The organism is Paucibacter sp. M5-1 (genome assembly GCF_027498415.2).
Lineage (GTDB): Bacteria > Pseudomonadota > Gammaproteobacteria > Burkholderiales > Burkholderiaceae_C > Roseateles_E.
This window is the reverse complement of record NZ_JAPZLM020000001.1, coordinates 3,984,198-4,008,639: the sequence shown is the minus strand read 5'-3', so window position 1 is coordinate 4,008,639 and position 24,442 is coordinate 3,984,198. Positions and strand designations below refer to the sequence as shown.

22 protein-coding genes are annotated in these 24,442 nt (G+C 69.0%); 16 read left to right on the top strand and 6 right to left on the bottom strand.

Annotation, left to right across the window (positions count from 1 at the left end):
• The first annotated feature begins 8 nt into the window (after positions 1–8).
• The 5 genes from O5M90_RS18925 (at position 9) to O5M90_RS18905 (ending at position 6,328) form a co-directional block, all read left to right on the top strand.
• Positions 9–365, top strand: coding sequence for a CidA/LrgA family protein (locus O5M90_RS18925; protein WP_137943942.1), 357 nt, complete (start codon positions 9–11; stop codon positions 363–365).
• Positions 362–1,078, top strand: coding sequence for an LrgB family protein (locus O5M90_RS18920; protein ID WP_269839953.1), 717 nt, complete (start codon positions 362–364; stop codon positions 1,076–1,078). Before O5M90_RS18925 ends, O5M90_RS18920 begins: the two co-directional genes overlap by 4 nt.
• 18 nt (positions 1,079–1,096) lie before the next feature.
• Complete coding sequence (glcF, locus tag O5M90_RS18915) at positions 1,097–2,341, top strand: glycolate oxidase subunit GlcF (RefSeq protein WP_440402258.1); 1,245 nt, start codon at positions 1,097–1,099, stop codon at positions 2,339–2,341.
• Positions 2,342–2,704: 363 nt separating this feature from the next.
• Entirely contained in the window at positions 2,705–4,363 is a 1,659-nt protein-coding gene (locus O5M90_RS18910; RefSeq protein WP_269839952.1) for an alkaline phosphatase family protein, read from the top strand.
• 135 nt (positions 4,364–4,498) lie between these two features.
• Entirely contained in the window at positions 4,499–6,328 is a 1,830-nt protein-coding gene (locus O5M90_RS18905) for an ABC transporter ATP-binding protein (RefSeq protein ID WP_137943937.1), read from the top strand.
• 7 nt (positions 6,329–6,335) lie between these two features.
• Here the strand turns inward: O5M90_RS18905 and O5M90_RS18900 are convergent, their stop codons facing one another.
• The gene (locus O5M90_RS18900; protein WP_269839951.1) at positions 6,336–7,433 is read right to left on the bottom strand and encodes a helix-turn-helix transcriptional regulator; all 1,098 of its coding nucleotides are present in this window, start codon (positions 7,431–7,433) and stop codon (positions 6,336–6,338) included.
• A 134-nt stretch (positions 7,434–7,567) separates the two neighbouring features.
• Here O5M90_RS18900 and O5M90_RS18895 point away from each other — a divergent pair, with 134 nt between their 5' ends.
• Complete coding sequence (locus O5M90_RS18895) at positions 7,568–9,592, top strand: hypothetical protein (RefSeq protein ID WP_269839950.1); 2,025 nt, start codon at positions 7,568–7,570, stop codon at positions 9,590–9,592.
• A gap of 30 nt (positions 9,593–9,622) precedes the next feature.
• On the opposite strand, the gene O5M90_RS18890 is transcribed toward O5M90_RS18895, so the two are convergent.
• Positions 9,623–10,411 carry a substrate-binding periplasmic protein gene (locus O5M90_RS18890; protein WP_269839949.1) on the bottom strand — a complete coding sequence of 263 codons (789 nt, stop codon included), beginning with the start codon at positions 10,409–10,411 and terminating at the stop codon, positions 9,623–9,625.
• 38 nt (positions 10,412–10,449) lie between these two features.
• Between O5M90_RS18890 and trhA the strand changes: the two genes are divergently transcribed.
• Positions 10,450–11,103, top strand: a complete 654-nt coding sequence (trhA, locus tag O5M90_RS18885; protein WP_269839948.1) for a PAQR family membrane homeostasis protein TrhA — start codon at positions 10,450–10,452, stop codon at positions 11,101–11,103.
• Between the two features lie 23 nt (positions 11,104–11,126).
• The gene (locus O5M90_RS18880; protein WP_440402257.1) at positions 11,127–11,576 is read left to right on the top strand and encodes a hypothetical protein; all 450 of its coding nucleotides are present in this window, start codon (positions 11,127–11,129) and stop codon (positions 11,574–11,576) included.
• On the opposite strand, the gene O5M90_RS18875 is transcribed toward O5M90_RS18880, so the two are convergent.
• Positions 11,573–12,481, bottom strand: coding sequence for a GGDEF domain-containing protein (locus O5M90_RS18875; RefSeq protein WP_262971840.1), 909 nt, complete (start codon positions 12,479–12,481; stop codon positions 11,573–11,575). The genes O5M90_RS18880 and O5M90_RS18875 overlap by 4 nt on opposite strands.
• A gap of 68 nt (positions 12,482–12,549) precedes the next feature.
• Between O5M90_RS18875 and ypfJ the strand changes: the two genes are divergently transcribed.
• From ypfJ to pssA, 7 genes are all read left to right on the top strand, one after another.
• Positions 12,550–13,434 (top strand): KPN_02809 family neutral zinc metallopeptidase, encoded by an 885-nt coding sequence (gene ypfJ, locus O5M90_RS18870; RefSeq protein WP_269839946.1) that lies wholly within the window; start codon positions 12,550–12,552, stop codon positions 13,432–13,434.
• Positions 13,435–13,499: 65 nt separating this feature from the next.
• Positions 13,500–16,028, top strand: coding sequence for a bifunctional diguanylate cyclase/phosphodiesterase (locus O5M90_RS18865; RefSeq protein WP_440402256.1), 2,529 nt, complete (start codon positions 13,500–13,502; stop codon positions 16,026–16,028).
• 167 nt (positions 16,029–16,195) lie between these two features.
• Positions 16,196–16,927, top strand: a complete 732-nt coding sequence (locus tag O5M90_RS18860) for a hypothetical protein (protein WP_262971843.1) — start codon at positions 16,196–16,198, stop codon at positions 16,925–16,927.
• A gap of 16 nt (positions 16,928–16,943) precedes the next feature.
• Positions 16,944–17,231 (top strand): HPr-rel-A system PqqD family peptide chaperone, encoded by a 288-nt coding sequence (locus O5M90_RS18855; RefSeq protein ID WP_269839944.1) that lies wholly within the window; start codon positions 16,944–16,946, stop codon positions 17,229–17,231.
• On the top strand, positions 17,228–18,136 hold the full coding sequence (locus tag O5M90_RS18850) for an HprK-related kinase A (RefSeq protein WP_440402255.1): 909 nt from the start codon (positions 17,228–17,230) through the stop codon (positions 18,134–18,136). The genes O5M90_RS18855 and O5M90_RS18850 overlap by 4 nt, the downstream gene beginning before the upstream one ends.
• A gap of 4 nt (positions 18,137–18,140) precedes the next feature.
• Positions 18,141–19,241, top strand: coding sequence for a nucleotidyltransferase domain-containing protein (locus O5M90_RS18845; protein ID WP_269839941.1), 1,101 nt, complete (start codon positions 18,141–18,143; stop codon positions 19,239–19,241).
• A gap of 15 nt (positions 19,242–19,256) precedes the next feature.
• On the top strand, positions 19,257–19,874 hold the full coding sequence (gene pssA, locus O5M90_RS18840; RefSeq protein WP_269839940.1) for a CDP-diacylglycerol--serine O-phosphatidyltransferase: 618 nt from the start codon (positions 19,257–19,259) through the stop codon (positions 19,872–19,874).
• Here the strand turns inward: pssA and O5M90_RS18835 are convergent.
• Positions 19,760–20,101: a DUF2917 domain-containing protein gene (locus O5M90_RS18835; protein WP_269839939.1), complete on the bottom strand. Its 342-nt coding sequence runs from the start codon at positions 20,099–20,101 to the stop codon at positions 19,760–19,762. The genes pssA and O5M90_RS18835 overlap by 115 nt on opposite strands.
• 151 nt (positions 20,102–20,252) lie before the next feature.
• Here O5M90_RS18835 and O5M90_RS18830 point away from each other — a divergent pair, with 151 nt between their 5' ends.
• Positions 20,253–21,686, top strand: a complete 1,434-nt coding sequence (locus O5M90_RS18830) for an aminotransferase-like domain-containing protein (protein ID WP_269839938.1) — start codon at positions 20,253–20,255, stop codon at positions 21,684–21,686.
• 9 nt (positions 21,687–21,695) lie between these two features.
• Here the strand turns inward: O5M90_RS18830 and O5M90_RS18825 are convergent, their stop codons facing one another.
• Positions 21,696–23,306 carry a S41 family peptidase gene (locus tag O5M90_RS18825; protein WP_440402253.1) on the bottom strand — a complete coding sequence of 537 codons (1,611 nt, stop codon included), beginning with the start codon at positions 23,304–23,306 and terminating at the stop codon, positions 21,696–21,698.
• Between the two features lie 118 nt (positions 23,307–23,424).
• Positions 23,425–24,387, bottom strand: a complete 963-nt coding sequence (locus O5M90_RS18820; protein ID WP_137943920.1) for a DMT family transporter — start codon at positions 24,385–24,387, stop codon at positions 23,425–23,427.
• Positions 24,388–24,442: the final 55 nt, after the last annotated feature.

Sequence of the window (24,442 nt, the reverse complement as noted above, 5' to 3'; positions counted from 1 at the left end):
CCGCCACCATGGATGCCTTGCGCGGCCTGACGATTTTGCTGCTGTGTCAATCGGCCGGCGAGTTGCTGACGCGCGTGCTGGCCCTGGGCCTGCCCGGCCCGGTGCTGGGCATGCTGATCCTGATGCTGCTGCTGCGCCTTCCGATCACGCGTGCGCCGGTGCAGGCGGCCGCCGAGGGCCTGCTGGCCCATCTGTCGCTGCTGTTCGTGCCGGTGGGCGTCGGCGTGATCACCCATCTGGACCTGATCGCTGCCCACGGCCCGCGCCTGGCGCTGGCCGTGCTGGCCTCGACCCTGATCGGCCTGGCGGTCAGCGCCTGGGTGCTGCAACTGCTGCTGAGCCGCGGCCGCGAGGTTCAGCGATGAGCAACAGTTTCGTCGAGCTGTGGGTCTATCTGTCGGCCACGCCGCTGTTCGGGCTGACCCTGACGCTGAGTGCCTATCTGCTGGCGCTGGCGCTCTACCAACGCAGCGGCCATGCACCCTGGGCCAATCCGGTGCTGTGGACCGTCGTGACGCTGGCCGGCCTGCTGATGCTCAGCGGCACGCCCTATCCGCGCTATTTCTCCGGCGCGCAATTCATCCATTTCCTGCTTGGCCCGGCGGTCGTCGCGCTGGGCTGGCCCTTGTGGCAGCGGCGCGCCGAGCTGCGCCAGCGCCTGGGCGTGGTGCTGATCGCGGCACTGGCCGGCGGCGCAGCGGCGGCCGGCAGCGCGGTGCTGATCGGCTGGGCCCTGGGCCTGCCGCCCGAGCTGCTGCGCTCGCTGGCGCCCAAGTCGGTGACCGCGCCGGTGGCAATGGGCATTGCCGAGCAATTGGGCGGCATCCCGGCGCTGGCCGCCGTGCTGGCGGTGCTGACCGGGCTGACCGGCGCGCTGCTGGGCAAGTACCTGTTCGACCTGCTGGGCATTACGCTGCCGCAGGCGCGCGGCTTTGCGCTGGGCACCGCCTCGCACGGCATCGGCGCGGCCCGCGCGCTGCAGGTCCATCCCGACGCCGGCGCCTATGCCGGCCTGGCGCTGAGCCTGCAGGTGCTGCTGGCGGCCTTGCTGATGCCGCTGGCGGCACGGCTGATCTGACACCTTTTCCGAGCATTTATGCAGACCAATCTCGCCCCCGAGTTCCAGTCCACGCCCGAAGGTCGCGAGGCCGAGGAGATCCTGCGGCGCTGTGTGCACTGCGGCTTCTGCACCGCGACCTGCCCGACCTACCAGCTGCTGGGCGACGAGCTCGATGGTCCGCGCGGCCGCATCTATCTGATCAAGCAGGTGCTGGAGGGCGCGACGCCCACCGCCAGCACCCAGCTGCATCTGGACCGCTGCCTGACCTGCCGCAACTGCGAGAGCACCTGCCCGTCCGGCGTGCAGTACGGCAATCTGCTGGAAATCGGCCGCAACATCGTCGAGGCCAAGGTCGAGCGGCCGCGCCAGCAGCGCGCCCTGCGCTGGCTGTTGAAGGAGGGCCTGACCTCGCCGCTGTTCAAGCCGGCGATGAAGCTGGGCCAGGCCCTGCGGCCGCTGGTGCCGGCCGCACTGAAGGACAAGCTGCCGGCCAAGGCCCCGGCGCGGGCCCACGATTGGCCGACCCGCAGCCACAAGCGCAAGGTGCTGATGCTGCTGGGCTGCGTGCAGCCGGCGATGATGCCCAATATCAATAGCGCGACCGCCCGGGTGCTGGACGCCGCCGGTATCCAGACCCTGGTGGCCGACGGTGCCGGCTGCTGCGGCGCGATCCGCAGCCATCTGAGCGATCAGGCCGGCGGCCTGGCCGATATGCGCCGCAATATCGACGCCTGGTGGCCGCTGGTCGAGGGGCTGACCGGGGCCGGCAAGGTCGAGGCCCTGGTGATGAATGCCTCCGGCTGCGGCGTCACGGTCAAGGAATATGGTCATGCGCTGGCCCATGACCCCGATTACCGCGACAAGGCGCAGCGCATCAGCGCGCTGACCCGGGACCTCAGCGAGCTGCTGCCCGAGCTGGTGGCGCCGCTGAAGGCGCGGCTGAAGACCAAGGCCCACCCGAAGCTCGCCTACCACCCGCCCTGCACCTTGCAGCACGGCCAGCAGCTGCGTGGTGGCCTGGAGGGCGCGCTGCGCGAACTGGGTTTCACGATCGATCTGGCACCCAGCGACAGCCATCTGTGCTGCGGCTCGGCCGGTACCTATTCGGTCTTGCAGCCAGAGTTGTCCAAGCAGCTGCGCGACCGCAAGCTCAAGGCCTTGGCCCCGCTGCAGGCCGACACCATCGTCTCGGCCAATATCGGCTGCATCCAGCATCTGCAGGGGGGGTGCTCCACCCCGGTGCGGCACTGGGTGGAGGTGCTGGACGAGGCTTTGGGCTGATTCGTCGGGAGCAGACCACCCCCTCTCCAGTTGTGCGAATTGCGCCCAAACAAGGGCAAATGTGGAGAGAAGCGTCACAAGCTGTCCCCAGAATAACGCCCATCCCTAGGAGGGGAAGACCGAGCGGCCAGGGGTTGAGCCAGCCAGCGCCGCCGCGAGCCGGCCCAGCGAGCCAGCCACCCATCAAGACCCCAGCTGCGGCAACACAGCGTTGCCAGATAGAAAAAGGGCCGGGTTCGCAGCGATGCGGGCCCGGCCTTCTTATTCGCACAGCCCGGGTAATCACCGAGGCGCTCGGGCGAGCCCGGCGAGTCGCGCAGCTTAAGCTCGCCCCTCGTCCAGACCCACCCGAAGAGCCCGTCCATGAGCACAGCCCCCTACACCCGCCGCGCCTTGCTGCTGAGCGCCGCCGCTCTGCTGGTCGGCTGCGCCAGCGGCCCAGCGAGCGTGGCGCCCGCCGCCAGCAAACCCAAGCTGATCGTCTTCCTGGTGGTCGACGGTCTGCCGCAGCGCCAGGTGCTGAGCTATCGCGACCAGCTGCAGCCCGATGGCTTCAAGCGTTTCCTGGATCGCGGCGCCTGGTTCGCCAACGCCCACTACGGCCATGGCCACACGGTCACGGCGGCCGGCCATGCGGTGATGCTGTCGGGTGCCTATCCGCAGAAGAGCGGCATCATCGGCAATGAATGGCGCGACCGCGAGACCGGCGAGACGGTTTACTGCACCGGCGACAGCGCCCACCAGTACATCGGCCACAAAACCGCGCCGCTGGCCGGCACCAGCCCGAAGAATTACAAGGTCGAGACAGTCGGCGATGTGCTGCGCGGCCTGCAGCCCGAGTCCAAGGTGATCGGCATCTCGGGCAAGGACCGCGGCGCCATCCTGCCGGCCGGCCACAAGGGCCAGGCCTATATGTATATGAGCGAGAGCGGCCAGTTCGCCTCCAGCACCTATTACATGGCCGCCCATCCGGCCTGGGTCAACGGCTTCAACGCCGCCAAACCGGCCGACGCCTTCTTCAAGAAGAGCTGGGCGCCCTTGCTGCCCGAGTCGGCCTATGCCCGCTCGGTGCCCGACGGCCAGCCCTGGCAGAGCACCGGCGGCAATGGCAACCAGCTGCCCGCCGTCATCGGCGACAAGCACGAGAAACCCGGTCCGCTGTTCTACGCCAACATCATCCCCTCGCCCTTCGGCGACGAGATCACGCTGGCCTTCGCCCGTGCCGCGATCGAGGGCGAACAGCTGGGCGCCGACGACAAGACCGACATCCTCTCGGTCAGTCTGTCCAGCCACGACTACATCAACCATGCCTTCGGCCCCGAGTCGCGCCTCTCGCACGACCATCTGCTGCATCTGGACCGCTATCTGCAAGCCTTCTTCCAGTATCTGGATGCCAAGGTCGGTGCCGGCAACTATGTTGCGATGCTGACCGCCGACCATGGCTTTGCTGACACGCCCGAATGGGCCAAGAGCCAGGGCAAGGATGCCGAGCGCATCAACCCGGCGCTGACCCTGGGCTGGCTCAACGCCGAGCTGGCCAAGCAGTTCGGCGAGCCCAAGCTGGCGCGCGGCTACTCGGCCGCCGGCCTCTTGTTCGACGAGAAGGCAATCAAGGCACGCGGCCTGAAGTCGGCCGATGTGTACGCCGCAGCCAAGAAGCTGCTGCTGCAGGTCGATGGCGTGGCCGATGTCTTCACGCTCGAGCAGATGCAGGGCAGCGACACGAAGACGCCCTATCTCGAAGCGATGCGCAAGTCCTGGCACCCGGACATCGCCGCGCCGCTGCAGATCGTCGTCAAGCCCAACTGGCTCTACAGCTCGCGCGGTGGCGGCAGCTCGCACGGCACGCCTTATGAGTACGACACCCAGGTACCCATCCTCGCCTGGGGCCCGACCTGGGTGGGCCGCGGCGAGGTGAAGCAGCGCGTCGAGGTGGCCGATATCGCGCCAACGCTGGCCGCCATCCTGCAGGTGCCGGCACCGGCGCAGTCGCAAGGCAGGCCGCTGCCCTTGCCACGCTGACTCGCGCTGACTCCCATCGATCCCAGCAAGAGGCCGCCGATGCGGCCTCTTCTGCCATTCGCCGCTTGCTGACATCGCCTGGCAGCAGGGCTGCGCTACGCTTGCCGGCTGACTCCTCTCCCTGCAGGTACTCCCTTGTTCAGCTGGTTTGAAAAACGCGTCGACCCCTATCCGCAGACGCCACCGCCGCAGCCGCCCGCCGGCTTCTTCCCCTTTGTCTGGGCCGCCACCCAGGGCATGCGGCCGCTGATCATCGGCATGACGGCGTTGACCGCCGCCTTCGGCGCCTTCGAGGCGCTGCTGTTCGCGATGCTGGGCTCGGTGGTCGACTGGCTGGCCGCCGTGCCGCCCGAGAAGCTGTGGGAGCAGGAGAAAGCCAATCTGCTGCTGCTGGCCGCCATCCTGCTGGGCAGCCCGCTGCTGATCGCCTTGCAGGCCATCAGCAAGTACCAGGGCCTGTCGAGCAACTTCCCGATGCGGCTGCGCTGGAACTTCCACCGCCATCTGCTGGGCCAGAGCCTGTCCTTCTACCAGGACGAGTTCGCCGGCCGGGTCTCGGCCAAGCTGATGCAGACCGCACTGGCGGTGCGCGACTGCTGGCTGATCGTCACCGACATCCTGGTCTTCATCACGATCTACTTCGTTACGATGATGGCCGTGGTCGGCGGCTTCGACGCCGTGCTGCTGCTGCCCTTCCTGGCCTGGCTGCTGCTGTACCTGATCGCGCTGTGGTACTACGTGCCGCGCCTGGGCAAGGCCGCCAGCGAGCAGGCCGATGCGCGCAGCCTGATGAGCGGCCGCATCACCGATGCCTACACGAACATCGGCACCGTCAAGCTGTTCTCGCACTCGCAGCACGAGGCCCAGTTCGCGCGCGGCGCGATGCAGGAGTTCCTGGCCACCGCCTACCGCCAGATGCGCCTGATCAGCGGCTTCGAGGTGATCAACCATGTGCTGAGCATGCTGCTGATCGCAAGCACCGCCGGCGTCACCTTGTGGCTGTGGATGCAGGGCCAGGTCGGGGTCGGCGCGGTGGCGGCGGCCACCGCGATGGCGCTGCGCCTGAACGGCATCTCGCACTGGATCATGTGGGAGATGGCCGAGCTGTTCGAGAACATCGGCACGGTGCAGGACGGCATCAGCACCCTGTCCAAGAGCGTCAGCGTGCGCGACCGGGCCGATGCGAAACCGCTGCAGGTCAGCCGTGGCGAGATCCGCTTCGAGCGGGTCGGCTTTGCCTACGGCGGCACGAAGCCGGTGCTGAAGAACCTGGACCTGACCATCAAGCCGGGCGAGAAGATCGGCCTGGTGGGCCGCTCGGGCGCCGGCAAGTCGACCCTGGTCAACACCTTGCTGCGGCTCTATGACATCGAGCAGGGCCGCATCCTGATCGACGGCCAGGACATCGCCGGCGTCACGCAGGACAGCCTGCGCGCCCAGGTCGGTATGGTGACCCAGGACACCAGCCTCCTGCACCGCTCGGTGCGCGACAACCTGCTCTACGGCAGGCCCGAGGCCAGCGATGCGCAGATGATTGCCGCCGCCGAGCGCGCCGAAGCACATGAGTTCATCCTGAGCCTCAGCGACCCGAAGGGCCGCAAAGGCTATGACGCCCATGTCGGCGAGCGCGGCGTCAAGCTCAGCGGTGGCCAGCGCCAGCGCATCGCGATCGCCCGCGTGATGCTGAAGGACGCACCCATCCTCCTGCTCGACGAGGCCACCAGCGCGCTGGACTCCGAGGTCGAGGCGGCCATCCAGACCAGCCTCTACCGGCTGATGCAGGGCAAGACCGTGGTCGCGATCGCGCACCGGCTTTCGACCATCGCCGCGATGGACCGGCTGATCGTGATGGACGGCGGCGAGATCGTCGAGCAGGGCAGCCATGCCGAGCTGCTGGCGCAGGGCGGCCTGTATGCGCGGCTGTGGGCGCACCAGAGCGGCGGTTTTCTGGGCGAAGAGGAATAGCGCGCCGCTACGCCGTGCCGACCAGGCGCTGGATCAGCCCGGCCAGCTCGTGCACCGAATGCACATCGAGGCGGGCATAGATCTTCTTGACATGGTCGGCCACGGTGGACGGCGACACGGCCATCAGCCGGGCGATCTCCAGCTGTGAGTGGCCGGTGCGCAACAGCAGGCAGACGTCTTTCTGCGTCGGCGTCAGCGCCAGATTGTCGAGCACGCGGCGCAGTGCCAGCCCCTGCGGCTCATGATGCTGCACCGTGATATGCAGCAGCGGAGCCCGGTCCTGACCCAGGGTCTGCAGCGGGCAGCTCTCGAACAGAAAACGCCCCCTGGCGTTCTCGACGCTCACGCTGCTGCCCGGCCGACTCAGCCCGGGGCTGCGCCGATGCTGCTCCCACAGCGCCGTCAGCGTCGGGAAGTGCTCGCGCCTGGGGCTGACGCTGGCGTTCTCGGGCGTGACCCCGCCATGCGCGAGCAGCAGCAGCTTCAAGACCTCGGGCGAGAGATGCAGCAGCTCGCCGTCGGTGCCCAGGCAGAGAATGCCCCGCCGGTCGCGGCGCGCCACATAGGCTATGCCGCCGAGCTCGGCCGTCGGGGCCTGCAGGCCGCGCGCGACATAGGGCACGATGCGCGCCAGCAAGCCCTCCTCGGCGCGACTGAACTTGCGCTCGCCGGGGCCGCGATACAGCACCAGTGAGCCCAGCGGCTCGCCCCTGACGCCGCGCACCACCGCCTCGGCCCGGGTGTGCAGGCGCTGCGGCCGCCAGATCTCGTTGTAGAGCGCCGAGCGGAAGAACTCGGGCCTGTCCAGACGCTCGGCGCTGTGCACGACGACGCCGCTGGTCACCGCCTCGTGGAAGGGCATCATCACCTCGGCCTCGCGTCGGTTGTGAAAGGCCTCGAAGTAGTGGCGGTTGATCTCGTGGTCGACATCACCCTCGAAGTAGTAGCGCAGCAGGCGCCCGCGCGCATCGGTCCAGTCGAACAGATTGCGGTCGGACGGGATCAGGCCATGCAGCAGCTCCAGCAGCGCCGGGATGAAGACCTCCGCGGTCAGGCCCATCGCCGCGAGCGTGCGCAGCTTGGCCATGTCGGCAGCGTGTTTCATGCGTCCCATGCTTTCATGAGGCCGGCTCGATGTCGCCCCCTATCGAGGGGGCGAGAACGCCGGCCCGGCTGTCTAGTGTCTGGACGTGGCGCAAGCCCACACCCCATCGTCCACTCACGCCAAGGGAGCTCCCCATGTCCAAGCCCAGCTTCTCCTCGCCACCCGGCCTCCGCAGCCTGAGCCCGGGCCTGATCGCCGCCGCCGCGCTGATCGCCTGCGGCGGCGGCAGCGACTCCGATCCCGAACCCGCCGTGGCGCAGACCACCGATATGAGTATCCGCGTGCTGGACGGGCCGATCCAGCACGCACTGGTATGCCTGGATGCCAATGGCAACAGCAGCTGCGACAGCGACGAGGTGCAGGGCCGCAGCGACGCCGAGGGCCGTGTCACGCTGAAGGTGCCCAGCGCCGAGATGAGCCGCCATGTGGTGCTGGCCCAGATCGGCACCGACGCGATCGACAAGGACCACGGCCCTGTCTCCACCGCCTTCATGATGACGGCACCGGCCGATGCCGGCAGCGTGGTCTCGCCGCTGAGCACCCTGGTGCAGATCCAGGCCGCCAGCAGCGGCAGCAGCACGGCGGCGGCCGAGCAGGCGCTGCAGCAGCAGCTCAGCATCGACACCCCGCTGCTGGGCGACTTCAGCCAGGGCAGCGATGCCGGCGCCAAGCTGGCGGCCGATCTGGCCCGCCTGCTGGTGCTGACCAAGCAGCAGCAGCTCGGCGACACGGCCGGCGCCACCGACAGCGCCGGCAGCCCGCTGAGCAAGGCCGATATCGAGACCGAGATCAACAAGCGCCTGGTGGCCCTGCTGCCCGAGCTGATGGGGGCGGCCATCGCCCCGGCGCTGCAGGACGCCGCCACGGCCGAGGCCCGCGCGGCCGCCATGCTGGCCGCCGCCAAGGACCTGGCGCAGGCCGCCGGTCTCAGCAAGAGCAATATCGCCACGCTGATCGCCCAGAGCAAGGCGCCCGGCGCCCCCGAGGAGGCGGCGTCGGCGCCCAAGGCCGGCCTGTCGCTGCGCTGGTTCAGCTTCAGCGATCCCGGCAACTACTACATCCGTACCTACGAATCCACCGCCGCGCAGAACACACCCGATGCCCAGGGACTGCGCCACTACACCGAATACCGCGAAAGCCGGACCACGGTCGGTGGCGTGCTGAAAAGCCATCAGGAGTTCGGCGTCAACCGCCTCGGCGAGGGCAGCAAGAACTGGCTGCGCAACCAGGTGTTCTGGACCGGCAGCGAGTGGTTCGACTGCCCGGCCGAGCATCTTCATCAGGCGACGCCCTGGGACGCCCAGGGACGCAGCGAATCGCTGTACTGCAAGGCCTTCAAGTCCGGCAACAAGCGCACGCTGCGCGATATTTCCGGCATCGCGATGGGCGAGATCGTCAAGCAGATCCGCGCCCATCCACCGACCGATGACCAGGGCAGCTTCGCCGGCTGGGGTCCGGACCCGCAGCGCTATGCCGCCGAGCTGGCCGCCCCCTTCCCGGCCGGCTCGGTGCTGATCACGCAGGACAGCCGGCAGCTCAGCAACCCCGATGCCTACAGCACGGCCGCCGCCGACCGGGTCTACATCCATGTCCAGGCCCTGCGCGAGGGCGACCGTGCCAGCTGCGACGGCTGGACCGCGGCCACCGCCGACAGCCTGCGCAGCCTGGCCACCGATCTGGAGAGCCTGGTCGCCGCGGTGCCCGGCACGCCCTGCAGCTACACCGCCAACCCGGCCGTACACGGCAGCCGCAACGAGGCCTGGGGCGCCACCTCGCTGAGCCTGGGCAATGTCAGCGATGCCGCCTTCACGGCACCGAGCAGCTACTACCGCAGCGGACTGCGTCGGCTGCGGGTCTCCTTCGGCCCCGGCAACACCACGACCTACTGGACTTGCGTGCTGCGCGCCAGCGACGACCATGCGCGCAACTGCGACAAGCTGGGCAGCGGCAGCTACAGCATCGAGACACTCGGCGATGCCCGCGTGCTGCGCCTGGCCAAGCTGCCGCCGCAGGCCGCCGGCCTGGGCTTCGAGCGTCTGTTCGTCGAACGCGGCGGCAAGGTCTTCTACGGCTTCCGCGACAAGCTCAAGGTCGGCCAGTCGCTGCGCCTGAATCTGGAGGCCACCGAGGCGCTCGGCCAGGCCCTGTCCCTGCCCTGAGCCGGCCCTGAGGCGGCCGGAAAAGCCGCCTCAGTCCGGCAGCGGCATGCCATAGCGTGCCGCCAGCGCCGCGACCGTGCCGTCGCGGCGCATGCCGTCCCAGGCCAGCCGCAGGTTCTGGGCCAGCACCGCGCTGCTGGGCAGGCTCAGCGCAATCCAAGGCCGCGATTCCGAGAACTTCAGCAGCGGTTCGATCAGCTGGGGGTCGTGACCATGGCGGCGCAGCAGCTCCGGCGCCAGCACCCGGTTCAGCGCGAGCAGCTGGCTGCGCCCGGCAAAGAATTTGCGCAGCATGATGTCGTAGTCGGCGCTGCGATCGAGGTGCTGGTCCGGCGAGAAGCCCAGCGTCACCAGCTCGTGCTCGGACACATCGTCCTTGATCACGGCGGTCAGATAGGCCCTCGCCGCGTCGAGGTCGCGCGGCCGCACATCGGGCCGCGAGCGCAGCCTGAACAACCAGCCCTGGCGCACCGAGATCTGTGCCACCCAGTGGAACTGCGCCTCACGCTCGGGCAGACGCACGATGGCCGGCAGCAGCACATTGGCCTGCAGCTGGGCGCGGCGCGAGACGCGGGGCCAGGAGCTGAACTCGAAATCGCCCGCGATCCGCGCCCGCACCAGCAGCTCGCGCGCCAGCTCCACCGCATAGCCGGCCGCCTGCCCCCGGGCGTCGCTGAAGGAATAGGGCGCGAACTCCTCCAGCAGCACGGTGAGGCGTTGCTGCGCCCGGGCGCCGCCGAGCAGGCCGGCCAGACCCAGGCCCAGCAGCGAGCGCCGGCGCTGCTTGCCATCGCGACGAAAAGGGCTCGGGCTTGTCATCAAGGTGCCATCGGTTCGCGGCGAGCATCCACAATGAGATGAACGAACAGCCGATCAAAGCGCGGGCCCAGAGCTTCGGCGAGGAGCTCGCCAACTGCATCAGTCATGGTCTGGGCTTTTTGCTTGCCGTGGCTGCGCTGCCGATACTGACATATTTCGCCGCCCAGCAGGGCTCGGCTCGCAAGGTGGTTGCGGCCAGTGTGTTTTCGGCCACGATGATCCTGCTCTACCTGGTGTCGGCGCTCTACCACGCGCTGCCCGAGGGCCGGGCCAAGAGCTGGGTGAACCGGCTCGACCACGCGGCCATCTACCTCTTCATCGCCGGCAGCTACACGCCTTTTGCGCTCGGGGCGCTGCGGGGGCCCTGGGACTGGTCGCTGTTCGGCACCGTCTGGGCCTGCGCGGCGCTGGGCGTGGCGGCCAAGCTGATGGACCGGCTGCGCCATCCGCTGTGGTCGACCGGCCTGTATGTCGCGATGGGTTGGCTGGTGCTGGCCGCGCTGGTGCCGCTGCTGCCGCAGATGCCGGCCGCCGGCATCTGCTGGCTGGTGGCCGGCGCGCTGTGCTACACCGTCGGCGCCCTGGTCTTCCTGCTCGACCACCGCGTGCGCTATGCGCATCTTGTATGGCATTTGCTGGTGATGGGCGGGTCTGCCTGTCACTTTTTCGCCGCGCTCTGGTACGCCATCTAGCCGGGCCGGCTACCATGCCGGCCGTGAACATCGAGCAGTCCAAACGCACCAGCGCCGCCTTCGCCACCGGCATCTTCCGACCCCATGGCCAGGTCGACATCTGGGCCGAGGGTTCTATCGTCAGGCTGGAGGCCAGCGGCCCCTTCAACCGTGAAGGCGTGCTGGCGATGGGGCTGGCGATGCGCGATCTGTTCGCCAGCGTGCCGATCGGCGGCCGCTTCGGCGACATCCTGGTGATGCATCAAAGCCTGATGGCCTCGCCCGACGCGCTGGCCTGCTTCGAGGAGTTCCTGCAGGCCATGAGCCAGGCCAAGACCGCCCCCTTGGCGGTGGCCTATGTGGTCGCCCCCGAGGTCGAGGGCCGCGACCTGATGCTGCCGATATTTGCCAGGATCTATGCCCGCCACGGGCGCCGCTTCGCCGCCTTCGAGCGTCTCGGCGATGCCGAGGCCTGGCTGCGCGAGCAGCTTTAGTCGGCCAATTCCATGCGGTCGCGCCCGGCCGCCTTGGCCCGGTACAGCGCCGCATCGGCACGCTCCAGCAAGGCCTCGGCGGTCTCGCCCCATTGCGCTTCGGCCAGACCGGCCGAGCAGGTGTAGCCGCGCTCGGCCGGCAGCGGCCGCGCCTGCCGCACCCGGGCCAGCAGGCGCTCGACGATAGCGGCCGCCTGCCCGCGGCCGGCGTTCGGCAGCATCAGCACGAATTCCTCGCCGCCGAGCCGGCCGCAGCCGTCCTCGCGGCGGATGCTGGCCTGCAGCTGGCGGGCAAAGTCGCGGATCACCAGATCGCCGGCCGCGTGGCCCAGCTCGTCATTGATGCGCTTGAAATTGTCGAGGTCCAGCATCACCGCACACAGCGGCCAGGACTCGCTCTGCGTCAGCAGCTGCTGCAGCTGCTGCAGGCTGTGGCGGCGGTTGCTCAGTCCCGTCAGCGCGTCGGTCTGCGAGGCGCGCAAGGCCTTCACATGGGCCTGGCGCAGGGCCCGGCTCTCCTGCTTGAGCCCGGTGATGTCGCTGGCCACGAACAGCAGCCAGCCATTGGCATGGACGGTTTCGGTGGCCCAGACCCAGCGTCCGTCCCAGAGATCGACCTCAAAGGCGCGCCAGGGCAGCTTGCCACGCCGCGTCGCCGCCGAGGCCAGCCAGGCCTCGATATCGTCGGCCTCGATGATGGCGCCCTGGCTCAGCGCATGGTTGGCCCGCATGATCTCGGCCCAGACCAGACGCCCGTCCGGCTCGGCCTTGTAGGCATGGCGGAAGGCCGTGTTGGCATGGCGCAGCACATCGCGCTCATCGAACAGCGCGAGCAGCAGCTGACTGTCCTGCTGCAAACTCAGCAAGACCTCAGCCAAGGAGTCGGGCGCTTGGCCTGCGCTCATTCATTTCCTCTTTTCCGGTGCCCAGACCGTAACATCGGCAGCCACGGCAGCAAACCTGAGGGCGCACTATGAAATGGGACGGTCGGCGCGAAAGCGACAACGTGGAAGACCAGCGCGGCGCCAACCCCGGTCCACGGCGCCTGGGCGGTGGGCGCGGGCTGGGCCTGGGCGGCATCGTGATCGCGCTGCTGGCGTCCTGGGCCTTCGGCATCAACCCGATGACGGTGCTGGGCCTGCTGGACGGCGGCGGCGCGGGCCTGCCGCAGCCGGCCGAGAGCCGCAGCGAGGTGCCGGCGGCCAAGCCGCAAGACCCGGCCGGCCGCTTTGTCGCCGTGGTGCTGGCCGACACCGAAGATGTCTGGGGCAAATACTTCGCCGACCGCCAGCAGCGCTACGAGCCCCCCAAGCTGGTGCTGTTCAGCGGCCGCACCAAAGAGACCGCCTGCGGCATCGGCGAGGCGGCGATGGGTCCGTTCTACTGCCCGGGCGACCACAAGGTCTATATCGACCTGAGCTTCAACACCACCTTGCGCGAGCGCCTCGGCGCGCCCGGCGACTTTGCCCAGGCCTATGTGATCGCCCATGAGGTCGGCCACCATCTGCAGAACATCCTGGGCATCTCGGCCAAGCTGGACCAGGCCCGCGGCCGGGTCTCGCAGCGCGAGTACAACGCGCTGAGTGTGCGGCTGGAGTTGCAGGCCGACTGCCTGGCCGGGGTCTGGGCCCACCATTCGCAGCGCGGCGCGGCCTGGCTGGAGGCCGGCGATATCGAGGAAGGGCTGAACGCGGCCTCCAAGATCGGCGACGACACCTTGCAGCGCCAGTCCCAGGGCACCGTGGTGCCGGAGAGCTTCACCCACGGCAGCAGTGCCCAGCGCGTGCGCTGGTTCAAGCGCGGGCTGGAGGCCGGCGAGCTCGGTGCCTGCGACAGCTTCAAGGCACCCCAGCTCTGAGCAGGCGGGAAAACCACCCCCAGTTCCCCGCGCGGCGCCGGGCACCGGCCCGGATAATCCCGGCGATGCGTTTCCTGACCCACCGCCCCACATTGCGCACCGCGATCGCCGTGCCCTTTGTGCTGCTGTTTGCCGGCACGGTGGCCTTGCAGGCGCTGACCCAGCAGCGGCAGATCGAGCGGCTGATCCATCAGGAGAGCAGCCGGCTGCTGGATTCGCTGACGGCCAGCTCGCGCAACCGCCTGGCGCTGTTCCTGGACGAACCCTTTCGCACCCAGCTGATGGTGGCCGACGCGATCGCGCGGCACGATCTCTACAGACCCGGCGATATGGGCCCGGTCCAGCGCTATCTGCGCGGCGTCTACGGCGAGCTGTTCGCCGATCAGCAGCAGCTCAGCGTGCTCAGCTTCGGCAGCCAGGCCGGTGACTACGCCGGGCTGCGGCGCGAAACCGGCGGCGACTTCACCCTGATGCTGAAGGACAGTGCGACCGAGGACAGCCTGCGCATCTACCAGGGCGACCGTCCCGGCACGGTGGTGGCCGAGTTCCCGGGCTACGACCCGCGCGGCCGGCCCTGGTACCGACCGGTCGCGCTGAGCGGCCGGCCCGGCTGGTCATCGATCTATATCAACAAGGACGAGCGCGCCGAGGTCGCGATCTCGGCGATCTCGCCGGTGCTGCGCAACGGCGAGTGGCTGGGCGTGGCGGCGGCCGATGTCAAGCTCGACGGGCTGAACCGCTTTCTGCGCGACGAGCCGCTGCGCGGCAGCGGCATCATCTTCATCACCGAGCTCGACGGCCGCCTGGTGGCCCACTCCGAGCCGGGCTCGGTGCTCGCCGAGTCCGGCAGCGGCACCCGATTGCTGATGCGCGAGAGCGCCAACCCGCTGATACGCGCGGTGGCCGCCCAGATCGACGCCGCGCCGACCGAAAGCGGCGCCGGCTTCACGATCCGGCACGAGGGCGAGCTGTATTTCTGCCGCGTCACGCCTTACTCCGACACCCGCGGCCTGGACTGGCGGGTGGTGGCCCTGGTGCCCGAGGCGGCCCTGCTGGGCGAAATCCGGACGGCCCAGACCCGCAGCATGCTGATGATGGCCGGCATCGCCGTGCTGGCCATCCTGCTGGGGCTGTGGGGCATCGGCCGCATCACCCGGCCCATCCTGGAAACGGCGGCGGCCGCCAATCTGCTGGCACGCGGCCGCTGGCTCAGCCATGAGGGCGGGCGTAACGCCATCGAGCAGGGGAGCGCCTTGCGCGAGACCGCGCTGCTGGTGCGGGCCTTCAACGAGATGGCGGAGCGTCTGCAGAGCTCGTTCGCGCGCATGCGCGAGCAGCTGATCTATGACGAGCTGACCCAGCTGCTGACGCGCCGCGGCCTGCTGGAGCAGGCCGACTGGCCGCAGCCCCGGCCGGCGGTGCTGACCCTGATCGCGCTGGACTCGTTCCGCGCCATCAATGACAGCGTCGGCCACGCCACCGGCGACCGGCTGCTGCAGGTGATGGCGCAACGCCTGCGCGCGCAGCTGCCCGGGCCGCTGCTGCTGGCCCGCATCGGCGGCGACGAGTTTGCCGTGCTGCACCTGGGCGTTCAGCAGGCCGAGCAGCAGGCGGCCGTGCTGGGCGCCCAGGTGCTGGCCCTGTTTGCGCTGCCCTTCACCTCGGGCGAGGACGAGGTCTTGATGAGCGCCTCGGTCGGCGCGGTCGGCGGACTGCTGCCCGGCGAGGCCCTGGGCGACTGGCTGCGCAATGCCAGCATCGCCCTGGGCGAGGCCAAACGCCGTGGCCGTGGCCATTGCGTGGTCTATGAGCTGGCGATGATGGAGCAGTCGGTGCAGAAGGCCCGCCTGGCCACCGAGCTGCGCCATGCGCTGGAGAAACAAGAGCTGCGGGTCTACTACCAGCCGGTGGTCGAGCTGGCCAGCGGCGCCGTCCATGGCGTCGAGGCCTTGCTGCGCTGGCAAAGCCCCGAGCGGGGCCTGGTCTCGCCGGGGGTGTTCATCCCGGTGGCCGAGGAGTCGGATCTGATCCTGGCACTGGGCGACTGGGTGCTGCGCCAGGCGATGCGGGACATCGCCGGCCTGTTGCCGCGCCTGGCCAGCGACTTCGAGCTGCATGTCAATGTCTCGGTGCGCCAGCTGATCCAGTCCGATTTCGCGATCACGCTGGAACAGGCCTTGCGCGACAACGGCCTGCCGGCCCGTCACCTGACCCTGGAGATCACCGAGTCGCTGCTGATCGGCCAGGACAGCGTCACCGAGGAGCGGCTGCGCCAGATCCGCGCGCTGGGCGTGAAGATCGCGATCGACGACTTCGGCACCGGCTATTCCTCGCTGGCCTATCTGCAGCGCCTGCCCTTCGACTGCCTGAAGATCGACCAGAGCTTCATCCGCAATCTGTCCAAATCCGCCCAGGACATGGCCATCGTGACCGCCGTGCTGCGCATGGCCGAGGGTCTGGGTGTGACGGCTGTGGCCGAGGGGGTGGAAACCGAGGCCGAGGCCATGCGCTTGCGGGAGCTGGGCTGCACCTTGGCCCAGGGATATCTGTTCGGGCGACCGACCAAGCTCGAAGATGCTCGCCTGGTCAGCTAGTGAGCGCAAACTTAAGGCGAAAGATGTGACGGTTTCCTGCCACTCGTTCAGGGGGGACTGTGCGCTTTCCTGGCCGGGCTTTGTGTGGAACACTGCTTGTCAGTAAAAAGCAGCCGTGGTTCGCATGCCCATGGCAGGCGTAGCGGCGTGCATAAGAGGCAAACGAAATGAACGACGACATTCAAGCACAAGAGCAAGCTCAAGCAGCAGCCAAGGCACTGAGTGCGGTTCGGCGACGTCGCTTCATCAAGCTGGGTGCATCGACCGTGCCGGTCACCTTGACCCTGGCCAGCCGGCCGGTGATGGCCTGGCACTGCAACACCACCTCGGCCTGGGGTTCACAACAGCTCGTGCCGACAGCCGCCAGTGTCAAGGCGCGCATGGACGCGGCTGTGGTGACCGGATCCGAGACCTGGGGCAAGAGTCACTGGCGCAACAACACGGTTTACGGGACGGTATCCTCCAAGACCCCGTTCCAGGTGCTCGCCGAATACTGCGGCTACAAGCAAACCTCGACCGTGGTCAATGGCAAGACTGTCACCAAGTCTGCGGTGCAAAATTGCCAGGAGCAGTGCACGATCGGTCAGATCTTCGGTTCCGGCGGTCTGTATGGCGTCAGCAACAGCCTCAAGGTCTGGGACGCGGTGCGAGGCCTGGGCGGCGCCACCGAGTTCGCGACCTATATGACCGTGGCCAAGCTCAATATGCTGCTGACCCCCGGCATCTACAAGACTCGTCTGCAGGCCTGCTTCCGCGATAGCAAAGGCGTTGATCAGGTCACCTGGATGGCCAAGCAGGGCCCGGATCGTTATGTGCCGACGGGCCTGCCCAACACCTCGCCGGCCTGGAACTGGGCCAAGATGAAGCAGTACCTGGAAAGCAACTGGCTGGTCGTCTGACGGTCGGCAGCACAGCTTGTCCAGCAGATGGTTGCCGTCAGGCATTGCTCAGATTCGCCGGTACTGGGACGGTGATATCGGCGGCGTGGTTTTTGATCAAGCCTCCGGCGACACCCATTTTCTCGATGCGCTGGCCTTCGAACTGCTCGAGTTGGCGGACAGTCAGCCCCTGGAGGTCGAGCCCCTGAGTCGTCTGCTGTTCGACGACGCGCCGTCCCTGCAGGACGGCGAAGCGGAATTCCGTGTCCACTCCGCGCTGCGCCATTTGCAAGCACTTGGATTGCTGCACGAGCAGCTGTCGTGAAGATTGCATCCCTGACCCTGGAAGACTTGCGCGACCGTCTGGCGCGGGGTCAGTTGCGGCTCGACATCCATCCCTTCAGCGCCAGGCTGCAATCCGACGTGCCCGAAGCGGCCTCTGCATTGCGCCTTCTCTACGGCGAGTTCGCCTGCCTGCCCGACGACGGCTTCAGCGACTTCCATGTGCAGGTCAGTCGCGAGCCCGGTCTGCGCCGCTGGTACCGGCCGCAGGCTCGATTTTCGGTCGATGGCCGTGCGGCCTTCGTGCCGCTGCCCGCGCATCACGCCCCGGTGATGTTCGAGTGGGGCCTGAACTGGTGTGTCGCCTCGCATGGCCATCAATTCCTGATCCTGCATGCCGCCGTGGTGGAAAAGAACGGCATGGCGGCCCTGCTGCCGGCCCCCCCCGGCTCGGGCAAGAGCACCTTGTGTGCCGGTCTGGTGAACCGGGGCTGGCGACTGCTCAGCGATGAGCTCGCGCTCTACGATATGGACAGCGGCCTGGTCCACGGCATGGCCCGCCCGGTCAATCTGAAAAACCGCTCAATCGAGGTGATCCAGCGCTTTGCGCCGGAGGCCGTGTTCACCGCGCCGGTCGCCGACACCAGCAAGGGCACGGTGGCCTTGATGCGCCCGCCGGACGAAAGCGTGAGACGCCGTACCGAGCCGGCACGCCTGCGCTGGCTGGTCCTGCCCCGCTATGTTCCCGATGCAGCGGCCACGCTGGAGCTGCACAGCAAGGCACAGACCTTTCTGCTGGTGGCCGAGCAGTCCTACAACTACGACATCCATGGCCAACGCGCCTTCCGGGCCGTCGAGAGCATCATCGACAGCTGCGACTGCTATCAGTTCAGCTATAGCGCGCTTGAAGACGCCGTCAGGACCTTTGATGCGCTGGCCGCCGCCTGATCCGATGCGAACCCGCCCCCTCGTCTTCGACATCCTGCTGGCGCCGCAACAAGCGCGCGACCTGAGCGCGCTGCAGTGGGACCTGCTGATCCGTCAGAGCCGCCGCGCCAATCTGCTGGCCAAGCTGGCCTGCGAACTCGAGTCGGCCGGCATGCTGGACGCGGTGCCCGCAGCGGTCTTGCCGCACCTGCGTGCGGCCCAGCAGATTGCCGCCCGCCAGAAGCTCTCCATCCATTGGGAGGCGGTCTGCATCGGCAAGGCCATGGCCGAGTTGCAGGCGCCGGTCGTGCTGCTCAAGGGCGCGGCCTATCTGCTCGGCGAGCTGCCGATGGCACAGGGCCGACTGTTCTCGGATGTGGACATCCTGGTGCCCAAGGCCTTTCTCGATCAGGCCGAGGCGGCCTGCCTGCGGGCCGGCTGGCGGGCCCAGGATGTCTCGGACTATGACCAGCGCTACTACCGGCGCTGGATGCATGAGATTCCGCCGCTGTACCACGAGCGGCGCGGCAGCAGCCTGGATCTTCACCACGCCATCCTGCCCGAGACCGCCCGCCTGAAAGTGAACACGGCAGCGCTGTTCGACCAGCTGCAGGCCCTGCCGGCCTACCCCGGCCTGTTCACCTTGGCGCCGGCGGACATGCTGCTGCACAGCGCCACCCACCTCTTCCATGAGGGCGAGTTCGAGCACGGTGCCCGCGACCTGTTCGATCTGCGCGGCCTGATGCTGGACTTCGGTCAGCGCACAGGCTTCTGGGAGCGCTTGCTGGCCCGTGCCGCCACGCTGGGCCTGCAGCAGCCCTTGTTCTATGCCCTGCGCTACGCCCACCGCCTGCTCGACACGCCGGTGCCGGCCGAGGTGCTGGACGCCAGCCGCGCCGGGGCGCCTCCGCAAGCCCTGCTGCCGCTGATGGACGCCTGCTACGCCCGGGCCCTGCTGCCGCTGCATGCCAGCTGCGATTCGGCCGCAGCCCGGCTGGCGCGCCAGGCGCTGTACCTGCGCTCCCACTGGCTGCGCATGCCGCCCCATCTGCTGGCCTACCATCTGGCGCACAAGGCCCTGTGGCCGAGCCGCGAACCGGCGGCCGAGGGCGAGCAGCCGCGCTGAGCTTATGCTTGCGGCATGAATCGCCCTAAGCCTTTTTCGATGATCCGCGAGTTCCATCTCGCCGACTGGTTCACGCTGGCCAATGCCTTCTGCGGCATGGGCGCGCTGTTCGCGGTGATGACCTATCTGCAGACCCGCGAGGTGCTGCACATCTATTACGCCTGCGCGCTGATCCCTGCGGCCCTGGTGTTCGATGTGCTGGACGGCCGCATCGCACGCTGGCGCCAGCAGAGCTCCAGCCTGGGCCGCGAGCTCGACTCGCTGGCCGACATCATCTCCTTCGGTGTCGCGCCCGCCGCCATCGCCTACGGCTGCGGCATGCAGGGCCTGTACGACCGCATCATCCTGGTCTTCTTCGTCGCCTGCGGCGTCTCGCGACTGGCGCGCTACAACGTCACGGCCGAGGAGCTCAGCGCCGGCTCGGACAAGGTCAAGTACTTCGAGGGCACGCCGATCCCGACCTCGCTGACCCTGGTACTCGTGATGTGGGTGGCGGCCGCCCAGGGTGCGCTGGGCGATCAGCTGTGGTTCGGCAAGCTGGAGATCGCCGGCTTCTTCTTCCACCCGCTGGTGCTGCTGTTTGCGCTGTCGGGTTCGCTGATGATCAGCCGCATCCGCATCCCCAAGCTCTGAACAAAGTCCACCCCTGCGGCGTCGAAGGCGCCCAGGTGCAGGCGGGCCGGCCCGAACAGTCGCAGCGCCTCGCCGACGACCAGCACCCGGTCCTCGGCCTCGCCCTCCCGGGTCAGCCAGAGCCGGCCGGCCTGCACCGTCAGCAGCAGCTGCTGCTGCTCGCCCAGCTGCAGGCAGCGCGGCGCCTGCTGGTAGTTCATGCGCTGTGGGGTGCTGATCGTGTCCATGGCCCCAGCTTAGGAAGACCGGCCCGGCCCCGCCAGCGACAGCCGGGGCCCAAGGCAAGCGCACAGCCAGCGCAGCGAGCAGCACTGTGTTGGCCGGCTTGGCCCCGATCTGTACTGGCCTGACCCGCCGACCACCATACAGAATGGGGCGATGGACCCGCTGTACCTGCAAATCGCCGAACGCCTGGCCCGCTCGATCCGCGCCGGCACTCTCAAGCGCGGTGAGCGCCTGCCCTCGGTGCGCGAGCTGGCGGCCAGCCAGGCCGTGTCGCAGTCGACCGCCGTCCAGGCCTACCGCTGGTTGGAGGACGCGCGGCTGATCGAGGCGCGGCCACGCTCCGGCTACTTTGTCTCCAGCCGGCCGCCGCGCCTGCCCGAGCCCGAGGCCTCGCGGCCCGAAAGCCGCTCGCGCGCGGTCCGGCTCGACCAGCTGGGCCAGCAGGTGCTGCAGCTCTCGACCCGGGACGACATCATCTCCTTCGGCGCCGCCTGCCCCGGCCCCGAGCTGTTCGACCAGGAACGGGTGCGCCGGGCGCTGGCGCGCGCGGTGCTGCGCCATCGCGATCTGCTGTGCCGATACCCCTCGGGCCCCGGCATGGAGGCCGCACGCCGCGCGGTCGCCCGCCATGCGCTGGGCCTGGGCTGCGAGCTGCATGCCGACGATATCGTGATGACCAACAGCTGCATGGAAGCGATCAGCCTGTGCCTGAAGAGCGTCACCCGGCCCGGCGATGTGGTGGCACTGGAATCGCCCTGCTACTACGGTTTCCTGGAGATCCTGCAAAGCCTGCATCTGCGCGCGCTGGAGATCCCGACCCACCCGCGCCACGGCATCTCGCTGGATGCGCTGCAGCTGGCGCTGGAGACCCAGCCTGTCAAGGCGGTGCTGGTCGTGCCCACCCTGTCCAACCCGCTGGGCGCCAGCATGCCGGTGCCGGAACGCCGCCGCCTGGCCCAGCTGGTGGCGCAGCACGATGTGGCCCTGATCGAGGACGTGCTCTACAACGAGCTGTCCGAGCAGGAAGACCGGCGCCGCGCCGTCAAGGCCTTCGACAGCAGCGGCCATGTGATGATCTGCGGCTCCTTCTCGAAGACCCTGGCCCCGGGCCTGCGCCTGGGCTGGGTCGAGGCCGGTCGCTGGGGTCAGGTCTTGCGGCAGACCAAGGCCGTGCAGTCGGGCGCGCAGACCGCCGTGCTGGAGCTGGCGCTGGCCGATCTGCTGAACCAGGCCGGCAACGGCGCCGCGCTGCGCCAGCTGCGCGCCACCGTGGCGACCCGGGTCGACGCGGCCCGCGGCCTGATCTCGGCCAGCTTCCCCAAGGGTACGCGGGTCACCGACCCGGCCGGCGGCTACATCCTGTGGGTCGAGCTGCCGGCGCAGCTGGACTCGGTGGCGCTGTACGAGGCCTGCCTGGCCGAGAACATCTGCATCGCGCCGGGCCTGATGTTCAGTGCCAGCCCGCGCTTTCGCCACTGCATCCGGCTCGGCGTCGGCGGCCACTGGGGGCCCCAGCATCCGCGCGCGCTGCGCCGCATCGGCGCACTGGCCCAGCAGCTGCTGGACGCCGCGCCACTGGCCGCCTGAGGCCCGAACCTACTGGCCCAGTAGCCGGTTGTTGCGCAGCCAGGGCTTGTGCAGCTGCGCCGCCAGGCCGCCTTCGCCCCCCCGATGGGACTGGATCTTGGCCTGCGGTGCCGGGCACTGGCCGCTGAGCCGGTGCTGCAGCGCGGCGGCGAGCTGGCCCTCCTGCGGGTCGCCCAGCTCGCGGCCCAGATCGTCGGCCACCTCGCAGCCCTTGACGCTGGCGCCGACGCCGCTGCCGCCGCTGCCGCCGGGGACGAAGCCGTCGGCATAGTCGCCAAAACCCTTGGCATTGACGCCCTCGAACTCGATGGCCATATAGCGGTTGCCGCAGTTCTCGCGGCCGCTGAAGCCATAGGGCTTGCCGCAGCTGCGCCCGCCGATCAGCACCACCTCGACATCGATGCCGCGCAGGCCGTTGATCAGCGACTCGCTGGCCGAGCAGGTGCCGGACTGGCTCAGCACGTAGACCCGCCGCAGATTCAGGCTGGGCAGGGCCTGCTGCTGGCTGCACTGGCCGTTCTGCGGCTGGCAGGACTGGCCGCGGAAACCCATGTCCTCGTTCTCGGCCTGGCGCCGGCTGTTGTGGCGCAGGCGCTCGAACACCCGGCCGCTGGTCGGCCCGGGGCCGGCGATCATATAGGCCAGCTGCGAGGCGATGAAGAGATAGCCGCCGCCGTTGTAGCGCAGGTCCAGCACCAGCTCGCTGACGCCCTGCTCCCCAAAGCGACGCAGCGCCGTGCTCAGCTGAGCCTCGGCCGGCAGATTGTGGTCATGGAAGACCAGGTAGCCGACCCGCGCGCCGTCGGCCGCCGTCAGCACCTGGGCCTGGGGCACCGGCGTGCGGCTGATCTCCGTGCCGCCCAAGGTCAGCTGGCGCTCGCCGCCGCCGCCGCGCGGCTCGAAGCGGAACTGGTGGCTGCGCCCGCGCTCGCTCGGGTACAGCGCGGCCTGCAGCTGGCGCCACTGGGCTTCGTCATTGGTGTCGCTGCTGATGCCGTCCACCGACAGCAGCCGGTCGCCGCGCCGCAGACCGGCCCGGGCGGCCGGGCCATCGGGCTCGATATAGGCGATGCGCAGGCCGCGCGGCGGCGTGCTGGCCGCCTGGGTCCACTCCAGGCCATAGCCCAGCGACACGCCGGCCTGCATCACGCGCTGCCATTCGCTCTCGGCCACCATGAAGCTGAAGCGGTCGCGCTCGGCGCCGCTGCTGGTCAGCTGCGGTGTCAGCAGATCGTAGAAATAGGCGGCCAGCGCCCGCTGCACCTCGCTGCCGCTGTAGCGCGGCGCGGCCGGGTCGCGCGCCGGCACCTGCTCGCGCCACAGATAGTCCTCGTCCATATAGGAACGTATCCAGCGCTTCTCGACCTCCAGGCTGCTGTTGCGCCGGCCCGAGGGCGCCAGCTCGTTGCCGGCCGCGCACTGCTGGGCCAGGGTCTCGCTGGCGGGCAGCGGGCCGGTGGGCGGCGTCACCACCACGCCACCGCCGCCGTTGTTATTGCCTCCGCCACTGCCTCCCAGCAAGGGCTCGCCGGCCGATCCACCCCCGCCGCCGCAGGCCTGCAGGCCCAGGGCCGCCGCCAGCGCCCAGCCGGCCGCCCTGATCTGTCTTCTTACGCTCATTCCCGCTCCCTCGCCCGGTGCTGTCGCGCACCGGCTGTTCTGGCTCGCGGTTATACCCGCAGCCAGCGGGCCCGCTGTGGCCCGGGCGCCGCACTTCCCTCTTGAGAGGGTGGCCGAATCAGGAAGAAGTCACGACCGGCCGGACCCGCAGCGCCCAGATCACGCCGGCCACCAGCAGCACGATGCCCGCCAGGGTCAGGGCTTGCGGCGGCTCACCGCGCAGCATGAAGGCATAGGCCAGCGCCGCCAGCGTCTCGAACACGATCAGCTGCCCCACCAGCGAGGTCGGCAGGCGCTGGCTGGCCTCGTTCCAGCACAGCGTGCCCAGCCAGGAGGCGCACAGGCCCACCGCCAGCATCAGGCCGACAAAAGCCCAGGGCCGCGGCCCCAGCGGCAGCGCGAACTCGGCGGCCAGCAGGCCGCTGGCCTGCAGCAGCGGCAAGAGCGCCAGCCCGGCCAGCGCCATCGGCAGGGTCACCAGCCCCTGCGCCGTGGCCCAGGCACGCGGGCTGCGGTCCTTGTGGGCGCGCAGCCAGTCGGCATTGCGGATCGGATACCAGGTCCAGCAGGCCACCGCCGCCACCGCCAGCAGCCCGCCCTCGGCATAGCGGCGCAGCTGCTCGGCCGAGCCCTGCGCCGACAACTGGGCCAGCTCCACCTGGTTGACCAGCGCGATGCCGCTGGCAATCAAGAGCAGCGAGGGCGCCAGCCGGGCCCAGGGCAGATGGCCATCGCGCCGGTGATCGCGCAGATTCGAGCAGATCGCGATCACCACCGGCAGGGTGCCGATGATGACGGTGGGCAGCGGCCCGCCGGCACGCTGGATCGCCGCCGACAGGCACAGGTAGTAGAGAAAGTTGCCGATCGCGCTGAGCTTGGCCGCTTCCAGCCAGTCGCTGCGCGTCAGCGCGCGCAGATCGCGCCAGTCGATCGCCGCCAGCGGCAGCGCGATAAGGCCGAAGGCCAGGTAGCGGCCCACGGTCAGCAGCGCCGCCGGATAGTCCGGCAGCATCAGTGGCGCGACAAAGACCAGGCCCCACATCAGGCCGGCGGCAAGGGCAAACAGGGTTCCAGCAAACATGGCGCCACTATGACGCAGGCCCGGTGGGCGGTCTTGTACCGGCTTGCTGCGCCGG